The organism is Aquimarina sp. MMG015, assembly GCF_018100855.1.
Classification (GTDB): domain Bacteria; phylum Bacteroidota; class Bacteroidia; order Flavobacteriales; family Flavobacteriaceae; genus Aquimarina; species Aquimarina latercula.
Window position 1 is genome coordinate 273,169 of sequence record NZ_JAGJEB010000003.1, and the last position, 13,375, is coordinate 286,543.

The following is a 13,375-nucleotide window of genomic DNA, read 5'->3' on the forward strand; positions in this document are numbered from 1 at the left end:
TTAATCTTGATATTACCAACTAAATCCCCACTAACTCACCTCTCTGTTTTTAGGTTATTAATTCAATACAAAATCTTTTAAAACATCTTTTAGAACCAACATATCGTTATCCGTATTTCTAACCAATTTATTTTCATTATTACGCTCAAATAAGCCGTAATTAACCTCAATTAAGTGTAGATTTTTAGCAAGAACAGCTTTCTTTTTAAGCTGGTTATAATACTTTATCTGAGCTCTACGTGCTTGTTCTTTTTCATCCAACTCATTAGTTATTGCATTTTTTTCAAAAAACTCGAGAACCAATTTCAAATCTTCATAATAGGCATCTAAAGGGAGTTTTGTTCTTCTTTTTCCTTTTTTATGAAGATTCCCTACTAAATTAGGAAAGGTATGTTTTCTTGATGCTTTTTGTTTTAATAATTCATCACATAAATTCACTAGATAATACTCGTCACTATTTTGGATAGCAAGTAAATTCTGTTCTTTTTTGGTGATAGAGTTTATTAATTCTTTTGGAGCATATTTCTTCCCAGGTCTTACCAAATACCAATATACGCTATCCGATCTTCTTTCTGCATGCACAGTTGGAATTTCATCAAGTTTCGATTCTAAATCTAATTTCCGAAATACTTTACGAATTGGTAATCCTTTTTTTTCATCCTTATTAAAAACTCCTGCTTCAATTAATGAGGGCATAATTGTTTTTACAGGAATCCAATCAATCGAAGTATTTGTCGCAAAGTAATGAGTTATCACTTCATTAATCTTTATTATATTTTCATCACTCATAAAATGTAATTTTATCTATTAACTTCGGAATATTATACAAAAAAAAGCCTCACATTTCTGTGAGGCTTTACCTAGTAGCGGGAACAGGACTCGAACCTGTGACCTTCGGGTTATGAGCCCGACGAGCTGCCTACTGCTCTATCCCGCGATATAAGATAACAACTTACTTGTCTTTAAAACTTTGAGTTATGAGCTCAACAAGTTTTTATCTTTCCTTGCGGACGGCAAATATACAACCTTTTTTAGCTTTACAAAGGATAATTAACAAAAACTAACATTTTTTTTACCCCAAATTTTCTTATGCCTTGATTTTAAATCATATACTCTAATTAAAAATAATAGTATTCATTAAAATCAATATCTTTTTTGTCAAATTATCTAAAATTCTAGCTAAAATTGAGATATACTTAAAACTACTCCTCTCTTTATAGTTTTATTAGCTGAAATCTATCGTAACTCGTAAATTTACCTCCTTTTTAACATTTTAATAAGAAGATGCTAAATACATCATCTATATAGTAGTAAAGATCATAAAAATGAATAAGACATTATTTGACAAAGTGTGGGATTCACACGTAGTAAGAAACATTGAGAATGGACCTGATGTGTTTTTTATTGATCGCCATTTCATTCACGAAGTGACTAGTCCTGTTGCTTTTCTAGGTCTAAAAAGTAGAAAGAATACTGTTTTATATCCAGAACGCACTTTTGCAACCGCAGATCATAATACACCAACTATAAATCAACACTTGCCTGTAGAAGATCCTTTATCCGCAAATCAACTAAAAGCCTTAGAAGAAAATGCAGCAGCTTGGGGCATTTCTCACTGGGGATTAGGGCATCAAAAAAATGGTATCGTTCACGTAGTAGGACCAGAAAATGGAATAACATTACCAGGAGCAACTATTGTTTGTGGCGATTCTCATACATCTACGCATGGTGCTTTTGGAGCTATTGCTTTTGGTATTGGAACATCAGAAGTAGAGATGGTATTATCTACACAGTGTATTATGCAACCTAAGCCAAAGAAAATGAGAATCAATGTTAATGGAGAACTTGGTTTTGGGGTAACGCCAAAAGATGTTGCATTATATATTATTTCTCAATTAACAACCTCTGGTGCTACCGGTTACTTTGTAGAGTATGCTGGCGATGTTTTTAGTAATATGACAATGGAAGGTCGTATGACTGTATGTAATCTGAGTATAGAAATGGGAGCACGAGGAGGAATGATTGCTCCAGATCAAAAAACATTCGACTACATTAAAGGAAGACCATTAACTCCTAAAGGAGAAGCTTGGGATACTGCTATGGAATATTGGCAAACCCTAAAAACAGAAGAAGATGCAGTTTTTGACAAAGAACTTACTTTTAATGGAGCCGATATTGAGCCTATGATTACCTACGGTACTAATCCAGGAATGGGTATTGGTATTACCAATACTATACCAGATGCAGAAACTATAGAAGGTGGTGTTGCTACCTATAAAAAATCTTTAGGATATATGGATTTTAACGAAGGAGATGCTATGATAGGTAAGTCTGTGGATTATGTTTTTTTAGGAAGTTGTACTAATGGTAGAATTGAAGATTTTAGAGCTTTCGCCTCTATTGTAAAAGGCAAAAAGAAAGCAGAAAATATTACTGCATGGCTGGTTCCTGGATCTCATGAAGTAGAAGGACTTATTAAAGAAGAAGGATTGTTAGACATCATCACCAAAGCAGGATTTACATTGAGAGAGCCTGGATGTTCTGCATGTTTAGCAATGAATGCAGATAAAATTCCAGCAGGAAAGTTAGCAGTTAGTACATCTAACAGAAATTTTGAAGGAAGACAAGGACCTGGTTCGAGAACTTTACTCGCAAGCCCTCTGGTTGCAGCTGCAACAGCAGTTACTGGAGTAGTAACAGATCCAAGAACACTTTTAGCATAATTAAAAAGAATAAACAAAATGGCGTACGATAAATTTAATGTAGTAACCTCTACTGCTGTACCATTACCAATAGAAAATGTAGATACGGATCAGATTATTCCGGCACGTTTTCTAAAAGCTACAGAGCGTAAAGGTTTTGGAGATAACCTATTTAGAGATTGGAGATACAACAATGATAATACTCCAAAAGAAGAGTTCATACTAAATAACCCTATATATAGTGGTAAAATACTTGTTGGAGGTAAAAATTTTGGATCAGGATCTTCCCGTGAACACGCCGCCTGGGCTGTATATGATTATGGATTCAGGTGTGTAGTATCAAGTTTTTTTGCAGATATTTTTAGAGGTAATTGCCTTAACATTGGTGTTTTACCTGTACAGGTAAGTCCAGAATTTTTAGAAAAAATATTTAAAGCTATTGAAACAAATCCTAATACTGAGATTGAAGTAAATCTACCTCAACAAACCATTACAATCAAAGCTACTGGGGAATCAGAATCTTTTGATATTAATAGCTATAAAAAAGAGAATATGCTCAATGGGTACGATGATATTGATTATCTAACCAAAATGAAGTCAGAAATTCAAGAGTTCGCAACAGCCCGACCTTTCTAACTATATAATTTTTTGGGCGTTCAAGCGGGCTATCATTTCAATTCCTCGCACTTCGTTCCTCAAGCTGTGGGATTTTCATTACTATCCCTAACGCAAAAACAAATCGTATGAGTAAACGATCAATAGAAATCATGGACACTACGCTCCGAGATGGTGAACAAACCTCTGGGATCTCATTTTCTGCTTCAGAAAAACTAACAATAGCTCGGCTATTAATCGAAGAATTAGGTGTAGATCGTATTGAAGTAGCATCCGCTAGAGTATCCGAAGGTGAATTCGAAGCAGTTAAGAATATTATTGATTGGGCAAATGAGAATGGGTATATTAACCAGATAGAAATATTAACCTTTGTAGATGGTGGTAAATCTATACAATGGATGAAAGATACTGGGGCTAAAGTTCAGAATCTTCTTACCAAAGGATCACTAAACCACTTAACATACCAATTAAAAAAAACTCCTGAACAACATTTTGGAGATATTACAAAGGCTTTTGAACAAGCAACACAAGAAGAAATTACTACAAATGTATATTTAGAAGATTGGAGTAACGGTATGCGTAACTCTTCTGAATATGTATACCAGTTTCTGGATTTCCTATCTACACAGCCTGTAAAAAGAATTTTACTCCCTGATACATTAGGAGTCCTTATACCCTCCGAGGCGTATGCATATTTATCTTCTTTAAGAAATAGATATCCTCATATACATTTTGACTTTCACGCTCATAATGATTATGATCTTGGCGTTGCGAACGCTATTGAAGGAGTTAAGGCTGGTGTAAATGGTTTACATCTTACTATGAATGGTATGGGAGAGCGAGCAGGAAATGCTCCTTTAGCAAGTGTAGTTGCTGTAATTAATGACTACCTTCCAGAAATTCGTATTAACGTAAAAGAATCCGCTCTCTACAAAGTAAGTAAACTGGTAGAAACCTTTTCTGGATTTAAAATCCCTGCTAATAAACCTGTAGTTGGAGATAATGTATTTACACAAACAGCAGGAATCCATGCTGATGGAGATAACAAGCACAATCTATACTTTAATGACCTAATGCCTGAGCGTTTTGGACGAAAACGTAAATATGCATTGGGAAAAACTTCAGGAAAAGCTAACATTGAAAAAAACCTTCAAGAATTAGGGTTAAAGCTTAGTGCCGAAGATATCAAAAAAGTTACTCAGAAGATCATTAAGTTAGGTGATAAAAAGGAAGTGGTAACTCAAGAAGATCTACCATATATCATTTCGGATGTATTAGATAGTAAACTCTATCAAGACAAAGTAAAAATCAAATCTTATGTCTTAAACCATGCAAAAGGGTTAAAACCTTCTGCAACACTTGCTATTAAAATGGATGATGAGGTTCTTGAAGAACATGCTCAAGGTGATGGTCAGTATGATGCATTTATAAATGCCTTAGAAAAAGTATATACTCAAAAAAAGAAGAGTTTACCAAAATTAATTGACTATGCCGTTCGGATCCCACCAGGAAGTAATTCTGATGCGCTTTGTGAAACTGTGATCACCTGGAAAACTGAAACAAAAGAATTTGTGACCAGGGGACTAGATTCTGATCAAACTGTTTCTGCCATTAAAGCAACAGAAAAAATGCTAAATATTATTGAATTATAATAAAATAGAACTGAGAATATAAACATATGGAATTAAACATAGCACTACTAGCTGGTGATGGGATTGGTCCCGAAGTTATCGATCAAGCTGTAAAGGTTTGCGATGCAGTTGCGAAAAAATATAACCATCAAATAAATTGGACATCGGCATTAACTGGTGCCGCTGCTATTGACGCGGTTGGAGAACCGTATCCCGATGAAACTCATGAAATTTGCATGAATGCAGATGCTGTGTTGTTTGGAGCTATTGGTCATCCTAGATTTGACAACGATCCTTCTGCAAAAGTACGTCCGGAGCAAGGATTACTGAAAATGCGCCAGAAATTAGGTTTATTTGCTAATGTAAGACCAACTTTTACATTCCCTTCTCTAATTGATAAATCTCCTTTAAAACAAGAAAGAATTGAGGGAACCGATCTAGTTTTTCTCCGCGAATTAACTAGCGGTATTTATTTTGGAAAAAGAGGTAGAGAGGATAATGGAGATACTGCTTATGATACGTGTACATATACAAGAGAAGAAGTTAAGCGTTTAGCTAAAAAAGGATTTGAGATGGCTATGACACGTGAAAAGAAATTATGTTGTGTAGACAAAGCAAATGTATTAGAATCTTCTCGATTATGGAGAGAAACAGTACAAGCTATGGAAAAAGAATATCCAGAAGTAGAGGTTAGTTATGAATTTGTGGATGCTGTAGCCATGCGATTGGTACAGTGGCCGAATTCTTATGATGTATTAATCACGGAAAATTTATTTGGAGATATTCTTACAGATGAGGCTTCTGTTATATCTGGATCTATGGGATTAATGCCTTCTGCATCTCTTGGAGAAAAAACGGCTTTGTTTGAGCCTATTCACGGATCATATCCGCAAGCTGCAGGCAAAGACATTGCCAATCCGCTGGCAACAGTATTATCTGCAGCTATGATGTTTGAAACAGCTTTTGGACTTCAAGAAGAAGCTCAGGTAATTCGTAATGTAGTTGACAAATCGTTAAATGAAGGTGTAGTAACCGAAGATTTAGCTGGAGATCAAAAAGCTTATAAAACTAGCGAAGTTGGAGATTGGCTTACTCAAAACATTTAATTTTAAAATAAAAAAAGGAAAATTTTGCAGTTTTCTCAAACTGTTGGATTTTCCTTTTCTACAATTAATCGTGAAACAAACTTATTTACTATCCTTTTCTTACCTAAATCTGATACTAAATAAAAACTTCTAATAGTTCACAATAATTGATCGATTCTCTTAAAGTAGTACCTATAGCAACACCATTAGAAATAACCGATATATCTTTATTTACATCCGAAATTTCCCAACTCTCTCCAATATTACTTTTAGTAGTTTTCTTACATAAAACGTTTTTTAATTTATTACCACCCTATATTTTTTCTTTAAGTATGGGCTCGAACTTAATGGGATAGTTAATCATAATTTCCAGGCTTAGGTTATAAGATTTGAGTAGATTTAAAGTTATGCCACCATAGCTGGAGCTGAATTATTATAAATCTCAACTACGGGTTCACTAATCATAACATCCTCGTTAGTTGACATTGTAGGTAAAACATTATAATTAAGCCATATCGAGAACAATTTATAAGGGATTTCTAGAGAGTCCTTTAATCCTATTTTAGAATCATCCATATGTACCCATTTTTTTAATGGCTGTTCGAAAATACTTCTTGCCGTCTGTTCTTTTCCAAAATACTTCTTCATTCTTATAAACATCTCTACATCAAAAAGCCATTTACTCATAAAACTCTCTGCAAAAACAATAGGAACTAATTCCGCTTTATATACTTTAGCTCCACATTGTGTATCATCTATTGATAGTCCTACGATCAAAACTATGAGTATATTAATTACCTTAGACAATAAAGATCTTATTTTATCTTTTTCTATTGCTTCTGAGGCATTTTTCGCTCTAGAACCAAAAACAAAGTTTAATTCATTGTTTGTTTTTAAAGTCTTTAATAGGTCACCAAAATCCTCGAAATCCGTAGAAAGATCTGCATCGATAAATCCTATATAGTCTATTTCCACAAAACTATATAAGTATCGAGATCCAGCTCTTACAGCTGCAGCTTTACCTCCATTCTTTTTCATGTCCACTATACTTACTTTAGCAGGATTTACTTCTTTGATTTCTTGTAGAACTTTTAGTGTATTATCTTTACTTCCGTCATTTACAAAACATAAATGATAGTCATTTTCTTTACTAATAAATTTTTTAAAAGCTGTTACGTTTAATCTTTTTTCCTCGTTATAGCACGGTATGATAATTCCGGTTTTCATAAACATTATTTTGGGTTACAGGTCAAAAGTATGATAGGTAGGTAGCCGAAAGTCGGGTAATTCGACCATTATAAAAAAGCTATCGATGAATGGTATTGATCGAAAGACGTACCACTCGTCGAAACCCAAAGCTTTATTGTATATTTAATCCAAAGAAAGTTTCGTGTATATTTAAAGGGAAGTTTCCGCTTAGGGTTATTGAATGGAGAAAAGAATTACAAACAAATATTTAATCAGTGCTTTACTTATTGGAGTTTTATTCCATGGTTCTAGTATCTTCTTTACACTAGAAACTACTTATGACGCATTGATTCATCTATTTTTTGCGGACCATTACGCATCCAGCTGGTTTGAGCCTTGGAACTATAGTTGGTACACTGGTTTTACGGTTATGGGATACCCTCCATTAGTACACCAAAGCATAGGATTATTATCTCTTATAGGAGGTCTTAAGTTTGGGCTTTTTACAGTAGGTATCATTGCTATCATTCTATTTATAACAGGAGTATATCGATTTTCGTTACTGATGACTGGCAAGAGAAATATTGCTGGATATGCTGCATTGGTTGCTGTATTCTCGTCTTCTTTTGTAGAAACCTTACATATTTTTGGTCAATTACCAAGTATTATTGGAATCTCAGTTCTGATGCATGCATTACCGGAAATTTATTTGTGGATCAAAACCGGAAAATACAAATATTTAATTCGAGCTTTTAGTCTGTTAGCTGTTACAGTAACCTCTCATCATGTTACTCCAATTTTCGGAATGATCTTTTTTATATTTCCGCTTATCGGAATGGTAATTATGGATAGTGCTAAAGATCAAGTCGGTTCGTATTCTGCTATTCGATTTAAAACATTTTTAAATACATTCTTTAAGCTTTTTTGGAGAATTGTAGGTTTTGGCATGGGGTCTTTAACGCTTATTATTTTTTGCATTTTACCTTATTGGATTAACACCAAAAATAACCCTATTACTCAGGTTCCTATCCCGCATGGTTCTAGAGATAATTTTTTAGAAATTACTTCATCTGGACTCGTTTTCTTCTTAATACCATGGGGAGTACTTTTGTTTATTTTTCCTTATTTATTTTATCGGTATTATAGTAAAAGATACTTATTTTTTGGTTTATCCTTGACCTTACTAAGTATATTAGGTACAGGAGGAACAACTCCTATTCCTAAAGTCTTACTAGGTGATAATGCTTTTAATATCCTAACACTAGATAGATTTACATTGTGGGCTTCTATTATGTCGTTGCCCATGTTTGGAGAATTCTGTTATCGTTTTATAGAAGGAGATATTAAGAGTGCCCTCCAAAGAAAATTTGGTAGCGTCTATCATCGAATATTGGGAGGTTCTCTAGCCGGGGCCTATATTTTCGTATGCATATTTACCATGAGTCTAGGATATTTTAGACCTTCTCAGCCTCAAAAAATAAAAATGCTTCCGATTTTGAATTTTCTGAAACAAGATCAGCATGATCATTGGCGGTATCTACCACTAGGTTTTGGAGATCAAATGGCTTGGTTATCTGCTCAAACCAATGCAATGACAGTAGATGGTAATTATCATTCTGCAAGAAGACTTCCAGAATTGACTTCTAGAGCTGTCGAAAGATTAGAAAACTCCAAATTTAGAGGAGTAGAAGGTATTGGGTCATTACAACAATTTCTAACAGTCCCTGAAAAATACAATTTAAAATATGTGTTTTCTAATGATAAGTTTTATGATCCAATTCTTTATTTCTGTGGTTGGCAGCGACTAAGACAATTAGAAAACGGGATAATGGTTTGGGAAAAATTAAACATCCCGCCCATACCTAACATTATTCCAAAAGATGATGTTGCTTTACCTCTAAAACTAATGTGGGGTCTAATCCCGGTAATAACAGTTTTACTTGCTTTTATTATCAATATTCAAGTAATCTGGATCCAAGCTCTTAAAACCAGAGATCAAAAACATCCAGATTTTTTTAAGTACGGAATAAAATACAAAGACTTTAAAAATTATATGATTCGTTTACAGCATATCTGGGCCATATTACTTTTATTAGTCATAAGTTATGGTAGTTATATTTTTTACATCAAAAATGCTACCCAAATAAGTCCACAAAACGTGGTAAAAGCATATTATGATGCGTTAGACTTCAAAGAGTTTAAAAGAGCATATAGTTATATTGACCCTGAAAGTAATAAAGAAGAAGATCAATATATGTTAGAAATCGCTGTAACAGATGGTTTATTGAGTTCTTATGCTAAGATGGATGAAATCAATGTTGAAATTCTAGATCAAACCGATAACACTGCAAAAGCCAGAGCTACTACGTATTGGATTACTCCATTGGAAAGAATAGATAAAGTATTTTACTTAGAATTAGTCAAACATCAAGGAAAATGGTTCGTAAAACCACCTAATTATGATCTTGACATTCCTCCCGATCAATTATTTTCGCAAAATAAAACTCAGTTTTATAATCACGGAAGAAGAAGAATATCCTCCGAACAAACCTTTCATGAAGATGTTTTAAAACAGCCCGTTTTAGAAGTTCTCTATGCAAATCTTGTTAAAAATGATACGATATATACGGTAGTTGGAGAAATACAAAATATTGATAATGTACCAGCAGATGTTGTGATAAAAGCTACACTTTATGATTCTGAAAATCAAGAATTGGCCGTCTATAATGCTAAAGATCAAATGAAACATAAGCTCGTACCTAAAGAAATTACTAGTTTTAGAATTAATTTTGAAGGAATTGCCTGGATGAATAAAGGTGAACAAAAACCTAAAACCTTTAATCCAGATGAATTTACTGCGATAAGCCTAACAGATTCTCCAATAACTTTTAACTTACAATGTGCGGGTAATGTAGCTACAACGGATTTATATAAAGGACTTGCTCTTTCTGAAGTTAAAATTGATAAAAATAAAGTACAGGGTATCTTATTTAATTCTGGTTTACAAGAAATCACTATCCCTCAATTGATTATATCGTATTATAATGATCAAAAAGAACTTATTTGGGTGGATCATTCTTATATAAGAGAAGGGATCAGACCTCAGCGTAAAAGACCATTTACTTATGAATTAAAAGAAATAAGCAATTTAAAATCTATAAGTCAGGACATGGAGAATATTTTTATTAATGGATTGCCTAATAAAGATATTAGTAATAAAGTAACCCCTAATAGAAGAAGAGATCAAAAGGATTATTCCTTTATACCAGTAGACGGAGCTAGTTATAGTTTTATAAAAATAGACGTTAACAATTATATAGGAGCCCCCAATTAATGAAACTGAGAACATATACATATCTATTATTTTTAGTGATTCTCATTTTAGGGTTTACTACAAGCAATCCAATTATTCAGAATATTCAAGAAATAGATATTACAACGCTGCAAACTAAAAACACTTATACTGCTGGTGAAGAAATTATTTTGAAATTTAAAGCAGAAGAATCTAGTGAAATTTCTCTTATTGTAAAAAGCTCTTATGGGATATCAGTTCTTAATTCTCAAGAAAAAGAGGGCAATTTAGTTTTTAAAATTCCTCCTTTTTTATCTCAAAAAAGAGGGATAATTAATTATAAATTAGTTCATAATCTGCAAGAGATTTACTCAGGAAGTTTATACATCAGAGCCTCTAAAATGATTACAGAACCTCTAGAATCTTATTTAGGTCCGACCAGCATTACTGCAGGAGGAAAAGATTATGGAATGTTCACAGTAATACCCTCAGACACATATGACAATCCGATAAGAGATAGCACTTTGGTAACAATCAAACATCAATTTTTAGATTTAGAAAAAGATGCTGATCTATTTATCAATGATTTTATTGTTTGGAAAAACATATACTCTTATCAAAAATCAGGAAGAATACTTGTCAGCGCAAATACCGATAATTTAGCTTCGAAAGAATTTACACTTAATGTTTTTCCAGCTCAAGCTCAAGATTTTGAATTAAAAGTTTCAAAAAAACACGAGTATGCCGATGGAAATCAAATTGTAAAATTTTTTACTTCTGAAATTAAAGATGAATATGGTAATACTATAAGTGATGGACGTATCGTAGAGTTTAGCGTTCTAACAAACCATAATGAACAATTACGAGCTTCTGGAACTACTATTAAGGGTGTGGCAACAGGATATATGATACATCCAGCTAAAGCATCATCATGGACTGCGCAGGCCTTTATACCCGAAATGGCAGATAGTGACCAACTTACTTTAGAATTTAAACCCGCAGTAACGGACTATACAATTACTTTTGATAAAGGAAAAAGAAATATTAAAGTAGGAGCTATCTTAAGCTTTATGAATCAAATTATACCGGATGGCGCCATGATTTCTTTACACGTATATAATAATGATACATTGACAGATACATTTACTGAATTTTCTTCTAAAGGGTTTGTAGACTTTTATTTATCAAATGATTTCTTTCCAGCGGGAGAATATACTTTAGAAGTTACAGGAATGGGCATTACTAAAAAATACGATCACATAGTATTGGAATGAAGAAACAAAATAAAATGATATACAGATCTTTCATTATTATTTCATTTATAATCATAAATGGACTTATCCTCTTTGGTATAAGTCAAACATTATCTTTTCTCAATACTGGTGCAGATCGATCTATGATGCTGCATATTGGTGTAAAAAACAAACAGGCATATATACCCAAAGTCGCTTGGAAAGACTCCATTAATCCCGCAAGATCTATTGAAAAACAAACCATGATGGATATTCAAAAAGACTATATTAATTCTTGGTATGTTAGAAACGTAGGATATAAGACTTATGACTCACTAGGGATTTTTGATTTTTATACAGAAAGTGCTCGTGAAAATTTGATAAAAAGTATCGAATTCAATTTAGAAAAAAATATAAAAGTGGTTAGTACTACCATAAATCACAATCTAGCTTTAGATTTTTATAGTGCTGATGGTCAGTTAGTAGTTTTCGAAGATCAAAATGTAACATCCTATACTCAGTATTTTAAAGAGAATGAGTTACAGTTTGAAGCAACAGATACTTCTGATTATAAAATAGCCATGCTCCTAGAAGATGGATTCTGGAGAGTGCGTCATATCGTTAAACAACCTTTATCAAAACCAGATACCATACAACAAAAGAAATCCACATATGTAAAAGGAAAGAAAATTATAGTTGACAGTAGTACCTATCAAATAAAAGGCATTAATTATTATCCTCAAAAAACTCCGTGGAATATGTTCGGCGATAATTTTAAAATTTCCACCATAAAAAAAGATTTTGAAATTATTAAAAATGCCGGACTTAATACTATTAGAATTTTTGTTCCCTATAAAGAATTTGGCAAAGAGTATGTAAAAGCCGAAAAACTGCAAAAACTAAAACAAGTGTTGGACTTAGCAGAAGACACTAACTTAAAAGTAGTGCTAACACTTTTTGATTTTTATGGAAATTATGCCATTGACGATTGGACTTTTACGCATAGACATGCAGAGCAAATCATAAATGCCGTTAAAGATCATAATGCACTCTTGGTCTGGGATATTAAAAATGAGCCTAATTTAGATTTTGAGAGTCGAAGAAAAGAAACCGTGCTTGCTTGGTTAAAGGAGATGATTCGTCAGGTACGATCATTAGATAGTACACATCCTATAACAATTGGTTGGTCATCTATAGAATCAGCAAATTTATTAAGTGATGAATTAGATATTATTTCTTTTCATTACTATCTGGAATTAGAAAACTTCTCTCAATCTTTTAGTACTATATCCTCAATAGATAAACCTCTTGTGCTACAAGAATTTGGACTATCATCTAATAGAGGATTATGGGCTCCGTTTGGAAATTCGAAAAAAGATCAAGCTTCTTATCACGAGAAAATGCAAGAAATTATACAACAGAATGAACTCCACTATATGTCTTGGACATTATATGATTTTGATAATATTCCTACGGAAGTAGTTGGTAGATTACCTTGGCGCAAAAATGCTCAAAAACATTTTGGATTTATTGATGCTGAAGGAAATAAAAAAGATGCTTTTCAATTTATAAGTTATTGAAAAACATCTTTGGATAAAACATATAAACACTTAACTATTAAATAGAAATA

At 33.0% G+C, this 13,375-nt stretch carries 9 protein-coding genes and 1 tRNA gene; 7 read left to right on the forward strand and 3 right to left on the reverse strand.

The window, feature by feature from the left end; all coding sequences use genetic code 11:
• Positions 1-57: 57 nt before the first annotated feature.
• Positions 58-789, reverse strand: coding sequence for a hypothetical protein (locus tag J8L88_RS07905; protein WP_211060449.1), 732 nt, complete (start codon positions 787-789; stop codon positions 58-60).
• A gap of 75 nt (positions 790-864) precedes the next feature.
• Positions 865-937 (reverse strand) — tRNA-Met (locus tag J8L88_RS07910).
• Positions 938-1,325: 388 nt separating this feature from the next.
• Here J8L88_RS07910 and leuC point away from each other — a divergent pair.
• The 4 genes from leuC to leuB all read left to right on the forward strand — a co-directional run bounded on the left by leuC (position 1,326) and on the right by leuB (position 6,054).
• Positions 1,326-2,723: a 3-isopropylmalate dehydratase large subunit gene (leuC, locus tag J8L88_RS07915; protein WP_211060450.1), complete on the forward strand. Its 1,398-nt coding sequence runs from the start codon at positions 1,326-1,328 to the stop codon at positions 2,721-2,723.
• Positions 2,724-2,741: 18 nt separating this feature from the next.
• Positions 2,742-3,338, forward strand: a complete 597-nt coding sequence (leuD, locus tag J8L88_RS07920) for a 3-isopropylmalate dehydratase small subunit (protein ID WP_118387670.1) — start codon at positions 2,742-2,744, stop codon at positions 3,336-3,338.
• Positions 3,339-3,445: 107 nt separating this feature from the next.
• Positions 3,446-4,969 (forward strand): alpha-isopropylmalate synthase regulatory domain-containing protein, encoded by a 1,524-nt coding sequence (locus J8L88_RS07925; protein ID WP_118387672.1) that lies wholly within the window; start codon positions 3,446-3,448, stop codon positions 4,967-4,969.
• Between the two features lie 26 nt (positions 4,970-4,995).
• On the forward strand, positions 4,996-6,054 hold the full coding sequence (leuB, locus tag J8L88_RS07930) for a 3-isopropylmalate dehydrogenase (protein ID WP_027395037.1): 1,059 nt from the start codon (positions 4,996-4,998) through the stop codon (positions 6,052-6,054).
• 384 nt (positions 6,055-6,438) lie between these two features.
• Here leuB and J8L88_RS07935 read toward each other — a convergent pair whose 3' ends face one another.
• On the reverse strand, positions 6,439-7,260 hold the full coding sequence (locus J8L88_RS07935) for a dolichyl-phosphate beta-glucosyltransferase (protein WP_027395036.1): 822 nt from the start codon (positions 7,258-7,260) through the stop codon (positions 6,439-6,441).
• 202 nt (positions 7,261-7,462) lie between these two features.
• On the opposite strand from J8L88_RS07935, the gene J8L88_RS07940 reads away from it, so the two are divergent.
• From J8L88_RS07940 to J8L88_RS07950, 3 genes are read left to right on the forward strand one after another with little or no spacing between them, the layout of a single operon-like run.
• The gene (locus J8L88_RS07940; RefSeq protein ID WP_118387674.1) at positions 7,463-10,555 is read left to right on the forward strand and encodes a hypothetical protein; all 3,093 of its coding nucleotides are present in this window, start codon (positions 7,463-7,465) and stop codon (positions 10,553-10,555) included.
• Positions 10,555-11,787: a hypothetical protein gene (locus tag J8L88_RS07945; protein ID WP_211060451.1), complete on the forward strand. Its 1,233-nt coding sequence runs from the start codon at positions 10,555-10,557 to the stop codon at positions 11,785-11,787. The genes J8L88_RS07940 and J8L88_RS07945 overlap by 1 nt, the downstream gene beginning before the upstream one ends.
• Entirely contained in the window at positions 11,784-13,325 is a 1,542-nt protein-coding gene (locus J8L88_RS07950) for a glycoside hydrolase family 2 TIM barrel-domain containing protein (RefSeq protein ID WP_027395033.1), read from the forward strand. The genes J8L88_RS07945 and J8L88_RS07950 overlap by 4 nt, the downstream gene beginning before the upstream one ends.
• Positions 13,326-13,375 lie beyond the last annotated feature (50 nt).